We start from the raw sequence: 21,311 nt of genomic DNA, 5'->3' as shown, positions 1-21,311 counted from the left end.
AATGCAAGCACTTATGCGAAAAGCTAAAAATACGGTAAGATAGCGCTAATTTTATTTAATCTTGAAGTTGTTATGTTTGAAACTCAGCATCTGCAAAACACCACCCTTTTGTGTCACCCAGCTTATAAAGACGAGCTCACACAACAGTGGTTCGATGCCAATTATTGGCAACAACAAGATAAAATCGTTGGTGCCAAAAAAGGTCGTGCAACAGCGTGGTTTTTTAAACATCAACAGCTTACAGGCGTTCTTCGTCACTATTGGCGTGGTGGTTTAATTGGTAAGTTACTGAGCGATCAGTACCTATATGTTGGTTTGAAGCAAACTCGAGTCTATAAAGAATTTACACTGATGATGCGTTTGCTTGAGCTTGGCCTAAATGTGCCGACACCCATTGCGGCAAAAGTGACCAACCACGGCTTAATCTATCGCGGCGATATCATCACCGAGGCAGTAACAGGCGCCAAAAGCGTGTTAGATATTTTAATCACGCGTCCACTTAGCCAGTCTGAGCTAAAAGCGATAGCAGTCACTCTCAGCGAATTTCACAATCATGGCGTCTATCACGCAGATTTAAACATCAATAACATCTTGTTCGATGATACAGGTAAGGTGTTTATCATTGACTTTGACCGCGGTGAAATCAAACAGCCACATGCTAGCTGGCAAACAGAGAACATTAAGCGCCTTGCCCGTTCATTTGCAAAAGAGCAAGGGCGTAATGAAGTGATGCATTGGCAACAAAGTGATTGGCAGTCACTGGTGTGTGACTACCAAGCATTGCTTAAGACTTAATTTTGCTAATTACGTTTGATGTTGAGCAGCCATTAAGAAACTCAAGTACTTCGACTTTTCCGCCATGGCGTAGAACATGATCGGCACCAGCAATTTGGTCAACGGTGTAATCGCCGCCTTTTACTAGCACATCAGGGCTAATTTGCTCAATCAGCTTAGCTGGCGTGTCATTTTCTTCAATGCTGCCAAATGGAATAACCCAATCAACTGACGCAAGCGCACTTAATACCATAGCACGCTCATCCAATGGATTAATTGGTCTTTCTGGGCCTTTTAAGCGAGTGATTGACTCATCATTATTTAAGCCAACAACCAGCCTATCACCTCGTGCTTTAGCCTGAGCAAGGTAGCGCACATGGCCTGCGTGAAGGATATCAAAACAACCATTAGTGAACACTATTTTTTCACCATTTTGCTTAGCAAACTCAATATGCTGAAGCACATCTTCAAATGGCGTTTGATAATGCTCGCCGGTTTGCTGTAAATATTGACCAAGTTTACGGCTCAACTCTTCTGGGGACACGGTTGCGGCACCCAGTTTACTCACCGCAATACCAGCAGCGAGGTTGGCAATTTCAACTGCATCTTTTGCTGCCATACCCGCACCAAGCATCACTGCTAATGTTGCAATTACAGTATCACCAGCGCCGGTTACATCGCTGACTTCAAGCTGCTGGGCTGCAAAATCATGTTTTTCTGCTTGGCTGATTAACGACATCCCCTGCTCTGAGCGCGTTAATAGCATCGCAGCGATGCCCGCTTCACTGATTAGCTTACGAGCGCTGTCAGTCAAGTTTTGCTCAGAATCAGTTTTACCACCAGCAAGTTTAAATTCGTTTAAGTTAGGGGTTATGTAATCGGCACCACGGTATAAGTTTAAATCAGATGATTTAGGATCAATAAGCACCGTTTTACCTGCTTTCTTTGCAACCTGAACCATTTGTTGAATTAAGCTCAGAGAGCCTTTGTTGTAGTCAGAAAACAACACAAAATCGTAGTCATCTAAAACCAGCTCTAAACGGTTTAATAACAGTTGACTGTGTTGCTCAGTAAAGGTCTCTTCAAGATCAAGACGCACAACTTGTTGATGGCGGCTGATTACTCGCATTTTAGAAATAGTCGGTAAATCGCAAACACTCACTAATTGCGAATCAATTTTCTCTGAACTTAAAATTGTTTCGAGGATTTGCCCACTTTCATCTTCACCAACTAAGCCTAGTAGACCCACTTTACCATCTAAACGGGCAATATTTTTTGCAACGTTTGCTGCACCACCGGCTTTGTCTTCAAACTTACTGACTTTTACAACAGGTACAGGGGCTTCAGGCGAAATACGCCCTGAGTCGCCATGCCAGTATCTATCTAGCATGACATCACCAACGACTAAAATACGCGCCTTTGAAAGGCTTTTTAGTAACGCTAAATCCATTACTTTTGCTCCGCTACAACCATATCGATGGCTTCGCATAACCAATGCCCGATAAACATGTGCGCCTCTTGGATACGTGCGGTTTCATCATTTTTAATAATAATCGGTAGCTTAGCGATATCTTTTACCTTACCACCATCTCGACCTGTTAATGCCACAGTAAAGGCGCCGATTTCATTTGCCGCTGCCAGTGCAAGATTGATGTTAGGGCTAGTGCCAGATGTGGTTAAGCCAATCACCAAATCTTCAGGCTTACATAACGCCTGCACTTGGCGCTCAAATACAGTATCAAAGTGATAGTCGTTACTGTGAGCGGTTAAAATTGAGGTGTCTGTTGTCAATGCGATAGAAGCCAGCGGACCGCGCTCCAATTTATAACGCACAACAAACTCAGCAGCTAAATGCTGTGCATCAGCCGCGCTACCACCATTACCAAACCAAATAACCTTACCACCTGCTTGTAAAGCACTGTGACAAGCTTCTAGTAGTTGCATTACTTCAGGGTGGTAGGTTTCCATCGTCTCAAACAACATTTGATGACGATTTAAACTTTCTAGGTAGCTTGCCGCTACAGAATCAAGATTTGACATAAATATTCCTTAAAAAGTATTAACGGCTTTGCTTACCAAAAATAGGCTACAGATAACCAAGTATAGTTATCGCCAAAAACATCTTCACCATAGGTAAGAGTTGTCTCTAATGTATGCTCGTTTAATTGACGCGTGTTACTTAGTTGAAGTTCAACGGCACGTTCATAAACGCCAGTCGTTTGACCCCACTCATTTAAATAGTTACTTTCATTCTCTATCAATGTTAGCTTGCTGCGCCAGAATGAACGGTAGCTTTCACTATAAGTTAACTCCATGCTGTGCACTTGTGTGGGAGGCGCATCGGCGTAAACTCTCGCAACGCCATTGGCATGTAAGTCAGTATATCGCTGATCAGCTGCATAGTGACCCGTTACAAAACCACCAACCGTATTACCATAGACAGGGTAAATTTCATTGACGTACCACAAGCTGTGCATATTGGTATATTCATACCTAAGCGACATCTCATTACTCAGCTTTGGTAAGAAGAAACCAAAATTACTAACAGTATTACCAAATTGGTAGTTCTTATGATTTTTTGTATCTTCACCACCGTATTCAAAGTAAAGCTCAACTGGCATTCCCCAATTAAAATTCACAGTGCTGGTAATTGTTACGTATTGGTCACCTAACTCATTATCTTTACTACCAGTAAGGCCAGAGTTGTCATTACCTGCCGGATCAAAAAATGCATCCACCACATCACCAGCATCTACCTTACGTGGTCCACCGCCAAACTGCATCATTCGGTTAAGACCCAGCTTCCAACCATCAAGTGGCTCAATACTAAAATGCGTTCCTGCAAGTTTTGGTGTACCACTATGAAGCTCACCTTGATAAAGAATACCATTATCAACATGTTCTAATTCTGAATAATACAATTCAAAATCAAAATTCCACCAATTATGAGCAGGCTTTACCATACCAATCGAAATTGACGGGGCTGTTTTTGCGTTGGTTGAAATAATTTGTGCAGAATGCTTAAACGGCGAGAACCAATGTTCTTTATACCCAAGGTTTAACTGTAAATCTTCACCAGCAAAACTAATAAACGAATTGTAATTTACAAACTTATTTGCCTTGGCTCGGTAATCAACTCCAACCTGTACTAGCGTGTAATCATTGGCACGCCAAATACCTTCAAAAAAGCCTTGTCCCCATTCATCAGAGTTAAGTCCGCGTTGATTTGCTATTTTTTTACTGTTGTCTGTATCAACTTGTAATTTAACACCTGCACGTGTTACTACATCATCACTTTGATAAGACTTTATTTTTGAACGAATCGCAGCAGCTAACCTTGGCTCTTGCTTTTCAAGCACCAAAAGTGCTTTCTCGACTTCTGCTAAACGGTAAGGCTTAGCCATAGGAGTGCCAATTGTTAGTGCAAACAAAGTATCTAATTGATGATCAAGCTGTGCATCCATACCCATAGGTAAATAAGCGGTTGGTGTTGCAAATAAAGGCATTGAGCAACTTAATAAGGCACCTATTACCGAGGCTTTTATCATTTTAAATTTCATAATTGCTTCGTTGATTTGTTAAGTAACCGAAATACTACCAAATATGCCAATAGTAAACACTTAAAACTCTCATTGATAACCGTTTTTAACATTTTATATTTAGATTGCGTATGTTCCACGCTATCATAACGTTTTACCTATATAGGCTAAGCAATGACGCGCATTTTATACTCTTTACTTTTATACCTACTAAGCCCACTGGTTGTTTTTTACCTGTATGTTTTACGCGGCAAAAAGAATAAGGGTTACCGTGAGCATTTTGCTGAGCGCTTTGGCTTTTCGAACTTATCTCATCACGATGTTGTTTTTCATTGTGCCTCTGTAGGGGAAGTGTTAGCAGCAACGCCGCTTATAAAGGCTGTTCAATCAGAAAACCCAACACTTACTATTTTAGTAACCTGCAATACCCCAACGGGTCGCGAACAAATAAAAAATAACTTTAAAGATGCGGTTAGCTGCTGTTATTTACCGATTGATTTTTTCTTCGCTACGAAGCGGTTTTTAAAACGTATCCAGCCAAAGGTACTGTGTATTTTAGAAACTGAGCTTTGGCCAAACCTTATGGCGCAAAGCAACAATAACGGCACAAAGGTACTTGTTTTAAATGCCCGGCTTTCAGCTAAATCACAGCAAGGCTACCAAAAGGTAATGCCTTTAACTAAGGTGATCATGCACTCTATTAGCGATCTGGCCAGTCATAATCAAGATGATGCAAAACGCTTTATTGAACTTGGTTTAAAGCCTGAAAAGGCACGCGTATTTGGCTCAATTAAATTTGATATCATGCCTACAGATGAGCAATTAAATAAAGTCGCAGCACTTAAAAACCAATATAACAACGAGCGCTTTATCTGGGTTGCAGGCTCTACTCACCCTATTGAACACGAGCTTATTTTAACTGCTCATAAGAAGCTGTTAAAAGCGTTACCCAACGCTCTTTTGATTATTGCTCCACGTCACCCAGAGCAATTTGATAAAGTCGCAGAGATATTAAAAAGTTCAAATTTGAGCTTTAGTCGTCGCAGTGAAGATGACTATAACAAGCAACAAGTTGTGTTAGCTGACACGTTAGGTGAATTACAATGCTTATATGGTGTGGCAAACATCAGCTATGTTGGCGGTAGTTTAATCGAGCGAGGCGGCCATAATCCGTTAGAGTCAGCAGCGTTTTCTGTTGGCGTATTAGCAGGTCCTCATACCTATAACTTTGACCATATTTATCCTGAGCTGATTAGTGCTCAAGGAGCTAAAACCGTTACCGATGAAAATCACCTTGCTGACACACTTATCGCTTTGAGTAGTGATGTACAAAAGACGATTAAGCTCGGTCAGCAAGCTCAGAAATGCGTTACTAACAATCAAGGCGCCATCAGTAAAACGGTTAATTTAATTGAGCATTACTTAGAAAAGTAAGATAGAAAAGTAAAATAGAATAGAGAAATAATGTGACTTCAAAGCAAGCGATGAATCGCCCAGAAATACAAATGCGCGAATGGGTATCAAGCGTAATCGTAAAATACAATTTCTGCCCGTTTGCCCGTAAAGAAGTTGAAAGCAATTGCATTCATTATCAAATCAGTCAGTCTATTACGCTTGATGATGCAGTAATGGATATGCTTGAGCAATGTAACGCGTTAGATCAACTTGCAGAGCGCGAAACCACTTTGTTGATGTTTGAGCAAGGCTTTAAGGATTTTGAAGAGTTCTTAGATTTAGTCGATTTAGCCAATGCGCTTATAGCTGCACAAGGCTATGAAGGTAAGTATCAAATAGCCAACTTTCATCCTGACTATGTATTTGCTGATAGCGATGACAGAGACGCTGCAAACTATACGAATCGTGCACCTTACCCAACACTGCATTTGATCCGTGAAGCCAGCATGAGCGAAGCGTTAGACAGCTACAATGAACCCGAATCTATCCCAGAGCACAACATTAAACTAGCAAGACGCAAAGGCATCGACTTTTGGCAGCAGCTGCTGCAAAACTGCATCGATAAGCGCTAACACCTACCGGCGTTCAATAAATAAAAAGCCAGCAATGCTGGCTTTTTGTTTTTATAGCTATTAAATTTAGTGAGTTATTTTTTTACCCACTCACCGTTCACTTCAATGTAGTGACCCGGCTTCGTTTTTTCGATAGTTTTAGCAGCTGCAAGTGCTTCAACTTGCGCTAACGAAAGATTGTTCTTTTTCGCAAGTTTTAAATATTGCTCTTTACGCTTTGCATTAATTTCATCAACGACCGCTTTTGCTTCGCTGTTATTAACCACTAAACCTAAATAGCCTGAGCTGTCTTCACCTACTAAGCCTTGGCTTTTTGCATCATCAAGGCTGATAGCCCAAGCAGAGAAAGATAAACAAACAGCACTGATCAAGGTGATCACATTTAGTTTTTTAAGTTGTAATTTACGCATGTGTGCTCCTTAGAATAATTCGCTGTCATCACTGAATAAGGTATCTAGTTCTTTATCCACTTTTACGCGGATCTCATGGTCAACTTTTACATTTAAGTTGATTGTAATCGGCTCTTTTGCTGCCACCTCAACACGGTGAGTACAGGCACTCAGCATGCCTACCGCCGTCAGCATTACTAACCACTTAGCCATCATTGCTTCCTTTTTTTGCATACTCTTTCTCAACTTTTTGAGTAATTTCATCACTTAAACGCAGCGCTCTAAGCAAGGTAAATACATTCTCTTCATGGTTATAATTAAAGTTCACTGCTTGCTGCTGCGCTTCATTATAACCCTCTAAATTAACACCTAAATGTAACCACCCATCTGGTTTGAGGTTAACACTGCTACGTAGTTTTTTAATATCTAAATTCTCAAGTAAACTCAGCGTGGTACTCAGCTCTTGTTGCTGCGCTTTTACCGCTTCAAAGCCCGCATTATTGGTGATCAGTAATTTACCATCACCCTGATTAACTAACTGCCCTTGCTTTACCTCGATGCCCTGTTTATTTATTACAACGGGTAAGGTGCCTGCTAAGCGCCCACTTAAGCTAATCCCAGACTCTGCATCAAGGGTGACCAATTTACTGGCATCAATATTTTCAAATTTAACAGTCGCGGTTTGGCTATCACTGAGTGGGCAGAACTTATTCACCACAAATGCCCCGCCCATAACCTGACCAGTTAGATTAGCTGCGCAAGGCTGATTAGCTGTTACCTGCAACAGACCTTGTATATTTTTGACCACGGCACCTGCGCGCAGTTCATTGAGTGTAAATTTAGTCGCTGCAATATTAAGCTGCCCTGAATTAAACGTGCCGTTCAAATTCACTGCGAAATCATTTGCTAGATAATCATTATAAAGCGCACTGAATTTACTTATTTGCACGCGCCCTTGTGCTTGCTGAAGATTTACATCCCCTTTAATATTGCCCGAAACAACTCCATCAGTGACGGTAGCAAGAGGCTCAAACTGAGCAACTATCGGGTTTAGCTTGGATACGGCCTGCTCTGGTATCACTAATTCAAATGGATGGGCAACCTCAGACATATTATGGCTAACAAGCGCTTCAAAGCCATCTGCAAATACATGATGTGTTGCCTGCAAGGCGCGGCTTTGAAGAGCTTTTGACACAACAGACAACTTATTTAAGCTAAGCTCTGCTGTTGATAATTTAGCGGCTGTGGTTTTGGCATCAATATCAGCAAATAACTCCCCCACACTGAGATCTGTACTAAGAGTAAGCTCATTGCTAATTTTTGCTGCGTTAATATCATCATAAGTTAATGATTTAACCTTGCTATTAGCGTTAACAACGAGGTGCTGCTGGGCATTATACTCAGCGTTAATTGCGCTGCTAAAATCAGCTATCTGTGCACCCGATATTAGGGCATTTTTAACTCTGATATTGGTATTCAGTTTAGCTGTAGGACTAGTAAATAACTCATCGATATTTAGCTTTCCTTTAACCCCAACACCCTCAGTCAAAGCGCCACCAGCCTGAAAATCTAAAAATGCAGGTAGTGAATCCACCGACAGTTGAAAATCAGCGCTGACGTTCTCTTCATGCAAATGTGCGTTGAACTTAAGCTCATCTATATCTTTACTATTAAAATCAATGCTAACTTGGCTATTCAGTGATGTGAGCGGATCCAGCAGAGAAAGGGATGTATTACTGACTGTCACCTCACTTTGCCCTTCTATAGCTTGCAGCTTTATGATTGGGGCTGAAAGATTTTTATCTTCTACACTCACTGGTTTTTCAATGTGTAACTGCCAAGTAAGCGGTAACTGCGCTTCAACAAATGATTGATGCTGCTGGTCTGCGATGGTGTTTAAGCAGTCTCGGTTTGCGCTCAGTTGATTTTGTAAAGCTGATAAATCCGCGTATAAATGCTGTTGATTTAATTGATACTTAGCACTCAATTGCCCTTCGCTAGCAAAACCTAGGTCACACTCCCCTACAGCATGCTGATAACTTGCATTGATTGAGCTTTCAATTGCAACTGTAATTCCATCAAACTTAATCTGTGATTGAGTGGTAAAATGGCTGCTTGTTGGCAATGTTACGAACCGCTCAGCCACTTGCTCATCAAAGGTGATGTTGGCTTTGACTTCATAATTAGATATTACAACGTCAGCATTGAGATCCCGTGAAATCGTAAAATGATTTAGGCGTTTTTCTTGTATCGCCAACCTAACAGGATTTTGGGTAAACGGTGAGACTACATCAAGCTGCTCAATACTTATTAGCGGTCTTTGCTCGGGTAATACCAAAGCAAGCTTTTTAAATTCAGTTTGTGAAGTGTCAGGTTGTTGATTATTACTCTGATTGCTAATTATAAGATTGGCTCGAGAAATACTAACCTGTTTCTTATTCGCAATAATGCCAGCTAACTCAATTTGCTGCCCTTGGTAGGTTAAGCATAATTTCTCGATATTCAAATCAAGCTTGCGAGTTAATGACCAATCAATGCAGTGAAGCTCAGCACCATTTTTACTGAGCATAGGCGTTAAGTACCACGATGTCAGTGGTAATCTGAACAGATACGCCAACAGCACCATGCTTAGCACGATACCTAGCAACCCAACACACGCCCGCTTAAAACTCAAAAAACTCTCCTTGCTTCTCGCTTCTCGCTTCTCGCTTCTCGCTTCTCGCTTCTCGCTTCTCGCTTCTCGCTTCTCGCTTCTCAGAATATTATAAACAAAAAGGCCACACATGATAGTGCAGCCTTTTTAGTTTAAACGGTTTGTATGAACCTAGCTTGTATAGCTATGCACACAATTAAGTTCTAGCCAACGTTTTTACGAGCGTTGCGGAACATACGCATCCATGGGCTATCTTCACGCCACTCATCTGGGTGCCATGAGTTAGCAACCGTACGGAATACACGCTCTGGGTGCGGCATCATCACCGTTGCACGACCATCTGTAGAAGTAATACCTGTGATACCTTCTGGTGAGCCATTCGGGTTAGCTGGGTATTGCGTTGTTGGGTTACCGTAGTTATCAACAAACTTCACTGCCACAGTACCTGATTCAAGCGCTGCTTTAACTGCATCACCGTTTGCGAACTCAGCATGACCTTCACCGTGAGAAACAGCGATAGGCATACGTGAACCTGCCATACCGTTAAAGAATACCGATGGGTTTTCTTGTACTTCTACAAGGCTAAAGCGAGCTTCAAAACGCTCTGACTTATTCGTTACGAAACGTGGCCAGTGCTCAGTGCCCGGGATCAATTCTTTCAATGTTGAAAGCATTTGACAGCCATTACACACACCTAAGCTGAATGTATCTTCGCGGTGGAAGAAGCTTTGGAACTGCTCACGCGCCATCTCATTAAATAAGATTGACTTAGCCCAGCCTTCACCTGCACCTAATACGTCACCGTAAGAGAAACCACCACATGCTACTAAGCCTTTAAATTGCTCAAGTGTTAAACGACCTTCAAGTATGTCGCTCATGTGCACGTCAACCGCAGCAAAGCCTGCGCGGTTAAATGCCGCCGCCATTTCTAAGTGAGAGTTAACACCTTGCTCACGTAAAATAGCCATTTTCGGCTTCGCACCAGTTGCAATGTAAGGTGCTGCAACATCTTCGTTTAAGTCAAAGTTTAGTTTTACGTTAAGACCTGGGTCTTTTGCGTCAAACTTAGCGTCAAACTCTTGCTTAGCACACTCTGGGTTATCACGACGCGCTTGCATTTGGTAAGTTGTTTCTGCCCAAATAGTACGAAGCTCAGTGCGCGTGTGGTTAAGAACCACATCATCACCACGAGTGAATACCACGCGGTCATCAGCGTTTAGTGCACCAATTTCATGGCTGATAGCAGCTAAGCCGTGATCAGCAAGAACCGCTTTCACTGCGTCTAAATCAGCGTTTGCTACTTGGATAACCGCACCTAGCTCTTCATTATAAAGCGCTTCGATGTCTGAACCTGTTAAGCCTGCAAGGTCAACTGTTACCCCCGTGTGACCAGCAAATGCCATTTCAGCGATAGTCGTGAATAAACCACCATCTGAACGGTCATGGTAAGCAAGTAACTTGTTATCAGCAACAAGCGCTTGCATTGCTTCATAGAAACCTTTTAATAGTGCTGGGTTATCAACATCAGGCGTTACATCACCTAGTTGCTTATAAACCTGTGCAAGGCTTGATGCGCCCATGCGGTTTTGACCCGCACCTAAATCAACTAATAATAGTGATGACTCACCTTTATCAGTGCGTAGCTGTGGCGTTACTGTTTTACGCACATCTTCAACACGACCAAAGGCAGTAATGATCAGTGATAATGGCGCAGTAACCGATTTTTGCTCACCGTTTTCATCCCATTGAGTTTTCATCGACATTGAGTCTTTACCCACAGGGATAGTTAAACCAAGCGCCGGACAAAGCTCTTCACCTACCGCTTTTACAGCTTCGTAAAGGCCCGCATCTTCGCCTGGGTGACCTGCTGCGGCCATCCAGTTTGCAGATAGCTTGATATTTTCAAGCCCACCGATGTTAGCACACGCAATGTTCGTTAGTGACTCAGCCACAGCTAAACGAGCAGAAGCACCGTAGTTTAAAAGTGCAGCTGGTGTACGTTCACCTAGTGACATTGCTTCACCGTGGTAAGTATCAAACGCAGCGGCTGTTACCGCACAGTTTGCTACTGGCACCTGCCAAGGACCTACCATTTGGTCACGCGCAACTAAACCCGTTACCGTACGGTCACCAATGGTGATTAAGAATGTTTTCTCAGCAATCGTTGGTAAGCGTAATAAACGCTGTGCAGCGTCTGCAGCATCAATGTTAGCAACGTCTAATGGTTGAGATTGCGCTTTTTTCGATTCAACTTCACGGTGCATTTTTGGTGCTTTACCAAGTAAAACATCAAGCGGAAGATCAACAGGGTTGTTACCGAAGTGGCTATCTTCAACCGTTAAGTGACGCTCTTCTGTTGCTTCACCAATAACAGCGTATTCTGCACGTTCACGTTTACAGATTGCTTCAAAGCGCGCGAAGTCTTCTGCCGCAACTGCTAATACGTAACGCTCTTGAGATTCGTTACACCAAATTTCGTGTGGTGCCATACCCGGCTCATCGTTTGGAATATCACGAAGTTGGAATTTACCACCACGACCACCGTCGTCTACAAGCTCAGGGAATGCGTTAGAAAGACCACCTGCACCCACATCGTGGATGAAAGCGATTGGGTTTGCATCACCTAGCTGCCAACATTTATCGATAACTTCCTGACAACGACGTTCCATTTCTGGGTTTTCACGTTGTACCGATGCAAAGTCTAAGTCTTCGTTTGATTGGCCTGATGTCATACTAGACGCAGCACCACCACCTAGGCCGATGTTCATTGCCGGACCACCTAGTGCAATTAGCTTAGCACCTACAGGGATTTCGCCTTTTTGAACATGCTCAGAACGAATGTTACCTAAACCACCTGCAAGCATGATTGGCTTGTGGTAACCACGTACCTCGATACCATTATGGCTTGATACTTTCTCTTCGTATGTACGGAAGTAACCAAGTAAGTTAGGACGACCAAATTCGTTATTGAATGCCGCACCACCTAATGGGCCTTCAGTCATGATATCCAGTGCATTTACGATACGACCAGGCTTACCAAAGTCTGTTTCCCATGGTTGCTCGTAACCAGGGATTCGTAAGTTAGATACAGTGAAACCAACTAAACCAGCTTTAGGCTTAGAACCACGGCCTGTAGCACCTTCATCACGAATCTCACCACCAGAACCTGTTGATGCACCAGAGAATGGCGCAATCGCTGTTGGGTGGTTGTGCGTTTCAACTTTCATCAAGATTTCGATGTTTTCTTGATGATATGCATACTCGCCTTCGTTATTCGGGAAGAAACGACCTGCTAACGAGCCCTTCATTACTGCTGCGTTATCTTTATATGCAGATAGTACGTTTTCAGGGTTTTGCTCGTAAGTGTTTTTGATCATTTTGAACAATGATTTTGGCTGTTCGATGCCATCAATTGTCCAATCAGCGTTAAAGATTTTGTGACGACAATGCTCAGAGTTTGCTTGTGCAAACATGAATAATTCGATGTCGTTCGGGTTACGCCCTAACTTTTGGAAGTTTTCTACCAAGTAATCAATTTCGTCATCTGCAAGCGCAAAACCTTGCTCAACGTTTGCTTTAGCAAGCGCTTCACGGCCACCACCTAAAATGTCAACTGATGACATTGGACGCGGCTCATCGTGACGGAATAATTTAGCTGCATCAGCCATATCCGCGTGCGTTGCTTCTGTCATACGGTCATGTAATAACGCTGCAACTTCAGCTGTTTGCTCAGCTGATAAGTTACCTTCTACGTAGTATGCAATACCACGCTCAACACGGTGAACTTGGCTTAAGCCACAGTTATGTGCGATGTCAGTTGCTTTTGATGCCCAAGGCGAGATAGTACCTGGACGCGGCGTTACAAGAATTAACGTGCCAGCAGGGGTATGCTCGGCAATTGTTGGACCGTAAGTAAGCAGTTTTTCCAGCTTGGTTTGCTCATCAGCTGAAAGCTCAGCTGTAAGATCAGCAAAATGCATGAACTCAGCATAAACGTCAGTGACTGGAAGTTGTGCCTGTTGGCAACGCGCTAAAATTTTCTGAACTCTAAAATCGGAAAGTGCTGGTGCACCACGAAGGATCAACATAGGTATTTTCATCCGGGGTTAGGGATTGAACGATATTTTAGGCGCATATTATAGTGCAAATAACGTCTAGATTTAACTCAAAATTACGCTTTTATTTAAATAATCTTCATAACCGCTTTTAAGGTTGCAACAATTAACTAGCTTAGTCGTCTTTATTTCTCTGCAGGTTCTTGTTCTGTATGACTTATCTACCAGCTGCCTTGTTATAGTTATTAATTTTTAAATAGATCTATAACACTATTCGCCAAGTGACGTGGCTTAGAAGTTTTGTTATAACACTAAGGTAATGGTTTAAGGGGCATTTATAATTTATGCAAAAATTACTCGCTATTTTTAGTTTAGTGCTCATGTTATGTGCGTGCGATATGCAACAGCAACCGTCGCAACTTGCTCATATCAAGGCGCAGAACAAAATTAGAGTCGGCACATTAGCTGGTGCGAGTAATTACTATCAGGCTCCACAAGGTGTGCAAGGCTTTGAATATGAGTTAGCCCAAGAATTTGCTGACTATGTTGGTGTTGAGCTTGAAATGGTGCCTTTTTTTAATCTATCCGATATGTTCGCACGCTTAGAAAGTGGCGATTTAGATATTATAGCGTCAGGTCTTACCTATAATACGATTCGGGCTGAGCATTACCGCTTCGGCCCAACCTATCGCACAATAAGCCAAAAATTAGTTTATAAACAAGGCCGTAATAGACCCCGTGAATTTGCGGATTTAACCGGCAATCTGACTGTTCTCGCCAAAAGCAGTCACTCGTTGGCACTACAACAATTAAAACAAATTAATCCAGAACTTAGCTGGAACGAAACAGAAGATATGGATGAAGAAGAGCTTCTGCAAGCTGTTATCGACGGTGAAATTGATTACACCCTAGCAGACTCGCACACCTTATCGCTGTTTCGCCGCTACCACCCAAACTTGAGTATCGGCTTTTCGGTTACCCGTAATGATCCTATCGCTTGGTTACTAAGAAAAGATGGTGATGACTCTTTATATGCCCTCATGGTGCCATTTTTTGGCGACGTCAAACAAAGCAACCAGCTTTATGTGTTAGAAGAAAAATATTTCGGCCATGTTCGCCAGTTTAATTATGTGAACACCCTTGCTTATATTGAAGCAATAAAAGACACCTTACCCAAATATCAACCTTGGTTTGAGCAATACGCAGGTAACATAGACTGGCGATTACTGGCAGCTTTGAGTTATCAAGAATCAATGTGGAACCCAAGGGCTAAGTCACCAACTGGTGTTCGCGGTATTATGATGCTAACCCAAGCAACGGCAAAACAGGTCGGCGTAACAAATCGCCTAGAGCCTGAGCAAAATATTAAAGGCGGTGCGCAGTATCTTGCCAAAGTAATTTCTTGGATCCCTGAACGCATTCCGCAGCCCGACAGAACCTGGTTTGCCTTAGCCTCTTACAATGTTGGCTGGGGACACGTCAACGACGCACGCATTATTACCGAGCAAGAAGGTGCAAGCCCCGATAAATGGGCTGATGTTAAAAAGCGCTTACCGCTTTTAATTAAAAAGCGTTACTATCGAAAAACCAAATATGGTTATGCCCGTGGCGATGTTGCAGTAAAATACGTTGATAATATTCGTCGCTATTACGACGCACTGGTTTGGCTTGATGAAAATGATGCGATTGCTAACCCAAGCGAAGAAGAACAAAGCACTGAAGAAGCTAAACCTGAAGCGCAAGCGAGCGAACCAAAGCCAAATGACAACACGCAACAAACCAACTCAGAGCAGCAAGAATTAGAAAACAACTAACCTCAAGCACCGAAATCTGTTTACTTGTCATCAAATGATCATTATCTTTTAGTAGAAATGGAACGGACCATGCCATGCTTTACTCTCACTTAAGGAGCACTCATGTTAAAAAGAAGACGCACGACACATAAGTTCAAGCGTAATGTTATTTACTCAACGGCGACCCGCCGTCGTATCATGCTACGTAATACACACAAAAAAGTTATTTGGCGTCGCCGCTTATTTGCGATGCAGTTAATGGAAGCACAAGTTCCTGCAACGCCGGTTGTATAACTAGGCGTTGCGAGCAGCCAGCTTTGCCGCCTTTTTCTCTTCTCTACGACGCTTAAAAAACGCTGAAATTACCGCCCCACACTGCTCACTCATAACATCACCGGTTACTTCAACTTGATGATTAAGCCTAGGCTCTTGCAGCAGATTCATAATTGATCCTGCCGATCCCGTTTTGGCATCTTTAGCACCAAATACCAATCGCTTAATACGGCTATGTACCAACAGACCTGCGCACATAGAACAAGGTTCTAACGTAACATACAAGGTGCAATCGATTAATCGGTAGTTATTAAGTACTTTACCTGCTTCGCGGATTGCCATCATTTCAGCATGAGCGGATGGGTCGTTATCAATAATTGAGCGGTTATAACCATAAGAAATCAGTTGATTGTCTTTTACCAGCACAGCACCAACCGGAATTTCATTAATCGCAGCCGCTTCATTGGCGTAGTTTAATGCTTTTTCCATCCAATATTGGTCGCTAAATTGTTCGCTCATATATCACACAAATTTTGTAAAACTGTGAGTAATTATACCTAGTTAGTGAAAAATGTCGGCTATAAATACTGCTACACTTAAAAATTAACGCAAAATTTAGTGGCTTTTTCATGGCTCAATGGACCCATATTGCGCTATAATCTCGCGCTTTTTTTATTTAGCTTACAACACGGGTAGCAAATGAAATTTCCTGGACGCCGCAGGCATAAACATTATTTTCCGGTGGAAGCCAAAGATCCACTGACGAATCAACTTAACTCAACCGACCGACTACAACGTAGTTATATTACGGGTATCGACCAAATTGTGGTAGATATTGAAGCGAAAGTTGATCAAGCTTTCCTAGATGAATTTCAATTGCGCCGTGGCATGTCGCAAGTGATCGATAACGATATTACCAACGCACTATACGACAGACTAAAACTCGACAATATGATCGATTATGAGTTTGCCGGTGGTACGGTAGGTAACACCATGCACAACTACTCTACCCTAGCTGACGACCGTTCAGTGTTATTAGGGGTAATGAGTGAAAATATCAAAATCGGCAGCTATGCATACCGTTTTTTATGTAACACCTCAAGCCGCGTTGACCTTGACTACCTTCAGCCTGTAGATGGCCCTATTGGTCGTTGTTTTACCTTAATTGACGAGACCGGTGAGCGTACCTTCGCAATCAGCGCGGGGCTTATGAATCATCTGCGCCCTGAATCAATCGACCAAGCACTTATTGAGAATTCATCAGCACTGGTGATCAGCGCATACCTAATGCGTACTCAAGGTGATGAAACCATGACAGAAGCGACCATGCAGGCAGTGAAATATGCCAATGATGCAGGTGTCCCTGTGGTTTTAACCCTTGGCACTAAGTTTCTAATTGAACAAGACCCTGCTTGGTGGGCTGACTTTGTAAAAGAGCATGTTGATATTCTTGCTATGAACGAAGAAGAAGGTCTTGCTATTACTGGCTTTGAAGATCCGCTTTTAGCTGCCGACAAAGCGCTCGATTGGACTGATTTAGTTATTTGTACAGCTGGCGAAAAAGGCTTGTTTATGGCCGGTTACGTCGACGACTCATTCAAGCGTGAAACAGAATACCCGTTATTACCAGGTGCAATTGCTGACTTTAACCGTTATGAATTTTCTCGCGCAATGCGTAAAGACGACTGCCAAAACCCTATTCGTGCGTACAGCCACACAGCACCATTTATGGGCGGCCCTGACAGCATTAAAAATACCAATGGCGCAGGCGATTGTGCTCTGGCTGCGGTACTGCATGACCTATCAGCAAACGTTTACCACAAACTTAATGTGGCAAACTCAGCGAAGCATCAGCAACCTGCTATGACCTACTCATCGCTTGCACAAATTAGTAAATACGCTAACCGTGCAAGTTATGAAGTACTTGTTCAGCACTCGCCACGTTTATCGCGTGGTTTACCTGAACGTGAAGATTGTTTAGAGCAAGTTTACTGGGATCAGTAATCTCCACTAAAAAATCGAAATATCCAGTTTCTGGGATAAACGCTCAAGAGCCGCTATCCCAGCCACTGAGTTACCATACGAGTTAAGTCTCGGCGCCCACACAGCCACAGTAAATTGATTTGGTAACACAGCTAAAATAGTACCCGATACCCCTGACTTACCCGGCATACCAACACGGTAGCCAAAATCCCCTGCAGCATCGTATAAACCACTGGTAAACAGTAACGAGTTTAACTGCTTATTTTGCCTTGCACTAAGTACTTCATGGCCATTGGCATCTTTACCTTGGTTTGCTAAGTAATTGTAAGCTTTTGCTAATTCTACGCAGTTTAACTCTATGGCACAGAAGTTAAAATAAGCCCATAGCACATCATCAACTTCATTATTAAAGTTGCCAAATGACTTCATTAGATGCCCCATCGCGGCGTTGCGATGACGAAACTCATATTCAGAATTCGCCACTTTCTTATCAATAACAACCTGAGCATTCCCTGATAACTGGCGAAATGACTCAAGCATAGAGTGCATTGGGGCAGATAAACGGCTATATAACGCGTCACAGGTGACAATCGCGCCGGCATTAATAAATGGGTTGCGTGGTATGCCCTGTTCAAACTCAAGCTGTGTAAGAGAATTAAAAGCGGTGCCTGAAGGCTCTTTACCAACTCGTTGCCAAAGCTCATCACCATAACGCTGAAGTGCTAAGGTTAAGGTCATTACTTTAGAAACAGATTGAATCGTAAAACGCGCACCACAATCACCCGCGCAATAGGTTTGCCCATCCACAGTATGAATAGCAATGGCAAACTGGTTTGGCTCAACCTCTGCAAGCGCAGGAATATAATCAGCAACCTTCCCTTGGCTCAGTAATGGTTGAACTTCTTTTGTGATTTCATCTAATACATGTTGATAATCAATCTGTGACATACCGCGTCCTTTAAAACAAAAAGCCCCGCATTTGCGAGGCTTTGTAGTCTACTAAAGATGGTTTGCTATAGCGATTGCTATTAGCTCATCGCTGATTGCAGTTTTTTCATCGCTGTTTTTTCTAGCTGGCGAACACGCTCTGCTGAAACGTTATATTTCTCAGCAAGCTCTTGTAATGTTGCTTTATCGTCAGCTAACCAACGTGCACTTACGATGTCTTGAGAACGTTCATCAAGGGTTTTTAACGCGCTGAATAAACGTGCATGAGACTGTTCTTGCCATTGCTGCTCTTCGATATCATCAGCAAGGTCAGCACTGCCATCTGTTAAATACTGTACTGGCGAGTATGTGCTTGTCGGTGCGTCGTCATTGTCGTCGCCCGTTAAGTCAAAGCCCATATCTTGGCCACTCATACGTGATTCCATCTCACGTACTTCTTTTTCACTTACACCTAGCTCATTAGCAACTGTGCTAACCTCAGCTTGGTTAAACCAACCTAAACGCTTTTTATTTTTGCGTAGGTTGAAGAATAATTTACGTTGCGCTTTTGTTGTTGCAACTTTCACGATACGCCAGTTTTTAAGTACGTATTCATGAATTTCGGCTTTGATCCAGTGTACTGCGAATGAAACTAAGCGAACACCTACACTTGGGTCGAAACGTTTTACCGCCTTCATCAGACCGATGTTACCTTCCTGAATTAAATCAGCTTGCGGTAAGCCATAACCTGAATAGCTTTTCGCAATATGAGCAACAAAGCGTAGATGCGACATAATGAGTTGCTTCGCAGCTTCAAGATCACCTTCTTCCTGAAGACGTGTCGCCAACTGCTTTTCTTTCTCTGCATCAAGCATAGGAATAGTGCTAACCGCTTGAAGGTAGCCGTCCATACTTGCGCTCTGTTGACCTGCAGTAAGTGCCATTGCGTATAAATCTTTACTCATTTTTCACCTCAGTGATAAACATTTGAAACCATCTTAGCACTCTTTAAGCGAGAGTGCTAACTTCAATTAAAAACTTTTTTAAAGTTCAAATCAAGTGGTTTTTTTAAGATAATTTTATTTTACTTTAAGGCGCTGAATAAGCGATGAATTCTAGCTTTTAAAGGTATTTTGAAAGATATATAGCCCACCATTCAAAATCTAAACAAACAGCATAAAGGCTTAATATGACAAATTAACGACAAGCAAAAGCGCTAAAATAATAGCGCTGATAGCTACACTTTATCGGGTTCAATTTCTTTTATATAGCGGTTAACTGATAGGTAAGAACCAACAAATCCTAGCCCTGTTGCAAGAGCGACTAAAATGCCAAACTCTGTGAGTGTTAAACCAATTAAGTCAAAGCTGGTTTCATAAACACCCGCAACATCACTTACAGCAGCACCAAGCCACCACATCATTAATGCAACACAAATAAAAGAGAACAAACCGCCAATAATACCGTACCAAATCCCTGTCCATAAAAATGGCGCATGAATAAAGGTGTTTGTCGCCCCAACTAACTTCATCACCTGAATTTCATCTTTCTTATCCATGATTGATAAGCGGATAGTATTACCAATGATCAGGGTGACGGAGGTTAATAATAGTAGAGCAATGGTGATCACGCTTTCTTTTAATAAACTTAAAAGTGCATTTAATCGCTCAAGCCAAGCAATATCGAGTTTACCAAAATCCACTTCTCTTTCGCCTTCAAGCTTTTGCAGTAATTGTTTTGCTGTATTTGGCTGACGGTATCGTGCTGTCGGCGTGACGATAACAACATCAGGTAACGGGTTCGCATCTAAATATTCAAGTGCTTGGCCAAATCCTGATACTTGTTTAAATTCAGTGAGGGCATCGCCCTTTGATATAAACTCTACTTTATCTACTTCAGGGTAGAGTGCTAAACGCTTAACCAAGGTTTGCGTTTGCTGTTCGCTCATAGTTTCTTTTACGAACAACGAAATCTCTGCTGCATCTTCAAAACCACTGCTCACTTGCGAGACATTTTTAACCACTAAATAAAGCGTCGCTGGCAGTGTTAAGCTTAATCCTAATACGGCAATGGTCATCAATGAAGCTAAAGGCGTTCGCCACATTTCACCGAGGCTGTGCACACCTTGGCGAATAAGATTAATAAAGAAGAAATAAGGCGCTGCTAAAAATGACTTCTTCTGACGTTCGTTTTGGCTGTTGCGGCTTTTAAACAATAAACTCATAGTGCCCCCTCAGCTAACGGATCGTCAATCATACGGCCATCTTTCAGTGTTAAACTGCGATAACGCATACGCGCAATTAAACCAATGTCATGGGTTGCAATCAGTACGGTTGTGCCATGATTATTAAAGTCTTCGAATAAACGTAATATGTCCATTGAAAGCTCAGGGTCTAAGTTACCGGTTGGCTCATCAGCTAATAGAATTGGCGGTGAATTAACGATAGCACGAGCAATACCAACACGCTGCTGCTCACCACCTGATAAGGTTGCTGGATTACACTTCGCTTTATCAAGTAACCCGACTTTATCAAGCGCACCGTGAACACGTTTAGCTATTTGCTTGTGGTGCGTGCCTTCAATAATTAAAGGTAAGGCAACATTATCAAACACAGAGTAACGTTCTAGTAAGCGGTGATTCTGAAAGATGATACCAATGTCGCGGCGCACATAAGGGATCTGGCGTGATTTAACAGCATTTAAATCAACACCATTAATAAGCACCTGCCCTGCCGATGGGCGCTCCATCAAGCTAATAAGCTTCAATAGGGTACTTTTACCTGCACCACTGTGCCCGGTTAAAAAGGCCAGTTCGCCAGGCTTGATATGAAAGCTGACTTTTTCAAGGGCACGATGGCCGCCTGGGTATGTTTTACTGACTTGCTGAAAATTTATCAT

General features: G+C 42.5%; 18 protein-coding genes. 6 read left to right on the top strand and 12 right to left on the bottom strand.

Features of this window, described 5'->3' with window-relative positions; all coding sequences use genetic code 11:
- The first annotated feature begins 72 nt into the window (after window positions 1–72).
- On the top strand, window positions 73–795 hold the full coding sequence (locus tag IMPJCBKJ_RS12080; RefSeq protein ID WP_054551060.1) for a 3-deoxy-D-manno-octulosonic acid kinase: 723 nt from the start codon (window positions 73–75) through the stop codon (window positions 793–795).
- Here the strand turns inward: IMPJCBKJ_RS12080 and hldE are convergent.
- The 3 genes from hldE to IMPJCBKJ_RS12065 are packed head-to-tail and all read right to left on the bottom strand — an operon-like array spanning window position 785 to window position 4,334.
- The gene (gene hldE, locus IMPJCBKJ_RS12075; RefSeq protein ID WP_166340618.1) at window positions 785–2,224 is read right to left on the bottom strand and encodes a bifunctional D-glycero-beta-D-manno-heptose-7-phosphate kinase/D-glycero-beta-D-manno-heptose 1-phosphate adenylyltransferase HldE; all 1,440 of its coding nucleotides are present in this window, start codon (window positions 2,222–2,224) and stop codon (window positions 785–787) included. The two genes, IMPJCBKJ_RS12080 and hldE, sit on opposite strands and share 11 nt — an antisense overlap.
- Window positions 2,224–2,814, bottom strand: a complete 591-nt coding sequence (locus IMPJCBKJ_RS12070; protein ID WP_054560969.1) for an SIS domain-containing protein — start codon at window positions 2,812–2,814, stop codon at window positions 2,224–2,226. The genes hldE and IMPJCBKJ_RS12070 overlap by 1 nt, the downstream gene beginning before the upstream one ends.
- A 32-nt stretch (window positions 2,815–2,846) precedes the next feature.
- The gene (locus tag IMPJCBKJ_RS12065) at window positions 2,847–4,334 is read right to left on the bottom strand and encodes a capsule assembly Wzi family protein (protein ID WP_166340537.1); all 1,488 of its coding nucleotides are present in this window, start codon (window positions 4,332–4,334) and stop codon (window positions 2,847–2,849) included.
- A 153-nt stretch (window positions 4,335–4,487) separates the two neighbouring features.
- On the opposite strand from IMPJCBKJ_RS12065, the gene waaA reads away from it, so the two are divergent.
- Both waaA and IMPJCBKJ_RS12055 read left to right on the top strand, forming a co-directional pair.
- Window positions 4,488–5,747 carry a lipid IV(A) 3-deoxy-D-manno-octulosonic acid transferase gene (gene waaA / locus IMPJCBKJ_RS12060; RefSeq protein ID WP_166340535.1) on the top strand — a complete coding sequence of 420 codons (1,260 nt, stop codon included), beginning with the start codon at window positions 4,488–4,490 and terminating at the stop codon, window positions 5,745–5,747.
- A gap of 50 nt (window positions 5,748–5,797) precedes the next feature.
- Window positions 5,798–6,340, top strand: a complete 543-nt coding sequence (locus IMPJCBKJ_RS12055) for a DUF1415 domain-containing protein (RefSeq protein ID WP_166340617.1) — start codon at window positions 5,798–5,800, stop codon at window positions 6,338–6,340.
- 74 nt (window positions 6,341–6,414) lie between these two features.
- On the opposite strand, the gene IMPJCBKJ_RS12050 is transcribed toward IMPJCBKJ_RS12055, so the two are convergent.
- The 4 genes from IMPJCBKJ_RS12050 to purL all read right to left on the bottom strand — a co-directional run bounded on the left by IMPJCBKJ_RS12050 (window position 6,415) and on the right by purL (window position 13,470).
- Window positions 6,415–6,750, bottom strand: coding sequence for a YdbL family protein (locus IMPJCBKJ_RS12050; protein ID WP_054551056.1), 336 nt, complete (start codon window positions 6,748–6,750; stop codon window positions 6,415–6,417).
- 9 nt (window positions 6,751–6,759) lie between these two features.
- Window positions 6,760–6,942 (bottom strand): YnbE family lipoprotein, encoded by a 183-nt coding sequence (locus IMPJCBKJ_RS12045; RefSeq protein ID WP_054551055.1) that lies wholly within the window; start codon window positions 6,940–6,942, stop codon window positions 6,760–6,762.
- Complete coding sequence (locus tag IMPJCBKJ_RS12040) at window positions 6,935–9,403, bottom strand: YdbH domain-containing protein (protein ID WP_166340533.1); 2,469 nt, start codon at window positions 9,401–9,403, stop codon at window positions 6,935–6,937. Before IMPJCBKJ_RS12040 ends, IMPJCBKJ_RS12045 begins: the two co-directional genes overlap by 8 nt.
- A 182-nt stretch (window positions 9,404–9,585) precedes the next feature.
- The gene (purL, locus tag IMPJCBKJ_RS12035; RefSeq protein WP_166340531.1) at window positions 9,586–13,470 is read right to left on the bottom strand and encodes a phosphoribosylformylglycinamidine synthase; all 3,885 of its coding nucleotides are present in this window, start codon (window positions 13,468–13,470) and stop codon (window positions 9,586–9,588) included.
- A gap of 311 nt (window positions 13,471–13,781) precedes the next feature.
- On the opposite strand from purL, the gene mltF reads away from it, so the two are divergent.
- Both mltF and IMPJCBKJ_RS12025 read left to right on the top strand, forming a co-directional pair.
- Window positions 13,782–15,251 carry a membrane-bound lytic murein transglycosylase MltF gene (gene mltF, locus IMPJCBKJ_RS12030; protein ID WP_166340529.1) on the top strand — a complete coding sequence of 490 codons (1,470 nt, stop codon included), beginning with the start codon at window positions 13,782–13,784 and terminating at the stop codon, window positions 15,249–15,251.
- 102 nt (window positions 15,252–15,353) lie between these two features.
- On the top strand, window positions 15,354–15,524 hold the full coding sequence (locus IMPJCBKJ_RS12025; RefSeq protein ID WP_165385080.1) for a hypothetical protein: 171 nt from the start codon (window positions 15,354–15,356) through the stop codon (window positions 15,522–15,524).
- Here the strand turns inward: IMPJCBKJ_RS12025 and tadA are convergent, their stop codons facing one another.
- Entirely contained in the window at window positions 15,525–16,022 is a 498-nt protein-coding gene (gene tadA / locus IMPJCBKJ_RS12020; protein WP_166340527.1) for a tRNA adenosine(34) deaminase TadA, read from the bottom strand. It lies immediately after the preceding gene.
- Window positions 16,023–16,202: 180 nt separating this feature from the next.
- Here tadA and IMPJCBKJ_RS12015 point away from each other — a divergent pair, with 180 nt between their 5' ends.
- On the top strand, window positions 16,203–17,507 hold the full coding sequence (locus IMPJCBKJ_RS12015; protein ID WP_054560976.1) for an inosine/guanosine kinase: 1,305 nt from the start codon (window positions 16,203–16,205) through the stop codon (window positions 17,505–17,507).
- 6 nt (window positions 17,508–17,513) lie between these two features.
- Here the strand turns inward: IMPJCBKJ_RS12015 and glsB are convergent, their stop codons facing one another.
- The 4 genes from glsB to ftsE form a co-directional block, all read right to left on the bottom strand.
- Window positions 17,514–18,434 carry a glutaminase B gene (gene glsB, locus IMPJCBKJ_RS12010; RefSeq protein ID WP_166340525.1) on the bottom strand — a complete coding sequence of 307 codons (921 nt, stop codon included), beginning with the start codon at window positions 18,432–18,434 and terminating at the stop codon, window positions 17,514–17,516.
- Between the two features lie 80 nt (window positions 18,435–18,514).
- Entirely contained in the window at window positions 18,515–19,378 is an 864-nt protein-coding gene (gene rpoH, locus IMPJCBKJ_RS12005) for an RNA polymerase sigma factor RpoH (protein WP_054551048.1), read from the bottom strand.
- Between the two features lie 272 nt (window positions 19,379–19,650).
- Entirely contained in the window at window positions 19,651–20,637 is a 987-nt protein-coding gene (gene ftsX, locus IMPJCBKJ_RS12000) for a permease-like cell division protein FtsX (protein ID WP_054551047.1), read from the bottom strand.
- A complete protein-coding gene (gene ftsE / locus IMPJCBKJ_RS11995) occupies window positions 20,634–21,311 on the bottom strand; it encodes a cell division ATP-binding protein FtsE (RefSeq protein WP_054560978.1) in 678 nt (225 codons plus the stop codon). The genes ftsX and ftsE overlap by 4 nt, the downstream gene beginning before the upstream one ends.

The sequence above is a fragment of the Pseudoalteromonas sp. MB47 genome (assembly GCF_011319765.1).
Taxonomy (GTDB): Bacteria; Pseudomonadota; Gammaproteobacteria; order Enterobacterales; family Alteromonadaceae; genus Pseudoalteromonas; species Pseudoalteromonas simplex.
Note: the sequence above shows the minus strand (reverse complement) of the source record. Positions and strands in the feature narration are given on the sequence as shown.

Coding starts and splice junctions, on each gene's coding strand:
- rpoH (WP_054551048.1), bottom strand. CDS start 19,378: ATGAGTAAAGATTTATACGCAATGGCACTTACTGCAGGTCAACAGAGC.
- hldE (WP_166340618.1), bottom strand. CDS start 2,224: ATGGATTTAGCGTTACTAAAAAGCCTTTCAAAGGCGCGTATTTTAGTC.
- ftsE (WP_054560978.1), bottom strand. CDS start 21,311: ATGATAAATTTTCAGCAAGTCAGTAAAACATACCCAGGCGGCCATCGT.
- IMPJCBKJ_RS12045 (WP_054551055.1), bottom strand. CDS start 6,942: ATGGCTAAGTGGTTAGTAATGCTGACGGCGGTAGGCATGCTGAGTGCC.
- mltF (WP_166340529.1), top strand. CDS start 13,782: ATGCAAAAATTACTCGCTATTTTTAGTTTAGTGCTCATGTTATGTGCG.
- waaA (WP_166340535.1), top strand. CDS start 4,488: ATGACGCGCATTTTATACTCTTTACTTTTATACCTACTAAGCCCACTG.
- ftsX (WP_054551047.1), bottom strand. CDS start 20,637: ATGAGTTTATTGTTTAAAAGCCGCAACAGCCAAAACGAACGTCAGAAG.
- IMPJCBKJ_RS12055 (WP_166340617.1), top strand. CDS start 5,798: ATGAATCGCCCAGAAATACAAATGCGCGAATGGGTATCAAGCGTAATC.
- glsB (WP_166340525.1), bottom strand. CDS start 18,434: ATGTCACAGATTGATTATCAACATGTATTAGATGAAATCACAAAAGAA.
- purL (WP_166340531.1), bottom strand. CDS start 13,470: ATGTTGATCCTTCGTGGTGCACCAGCACTTTCCGATTTTAGAGTTCAG.
- IMPJCBKJ_RS12015 (WP_054560976.1), top strand. CDS start 16,203: ATGAAATTTCCTGGACGCCGCAGGCATAAACATTATTTTCCGGTGGAA.
- IMPJCBKJ_RS12065 (WP_166340537.1), bottom strand. CDS start 4,334: ATGAAATTTAAAATGATAAAAGCCTCGGTAATAGGTGCCTTATTAAGT.
- IMPJCBKJ_RS12025 (WP_165385080.1), top strand. CDS start 15,354: ATGTTAAAAAGAAGACGCACGACACATAAGTTCAAGCGTAATGTTATT.
- tadA (WP_166340527.1), bottom strand. CDS start 16,022: ATGAGCGAACAATTTAGCGACCAATATTGGATGGAAAAAGCATTAAAC.
- IMPJCBKJ_RS12070 (WP_054560969.1), bottom strand. CDS start 2,814: ATGTCAAATCTTGATTCTGTAGCGGCAAGCTACCTAGAAAGTTTAAAT.
- IMPJCBKJ_RS12050 (WP_054551056.1), bottom strand. CDS start 6,750: ATGCGTAAATTACAACTTAAAAAACTAAATGTGATCACCTTGATCAGT.
- IMPJCBKJ_RS12080 (WP_054551060.1), top strand. CDS start 73: ATGTTTGAAACTCAGCATCTGCAAAACACCACCCTTTTGTGTCACCCA.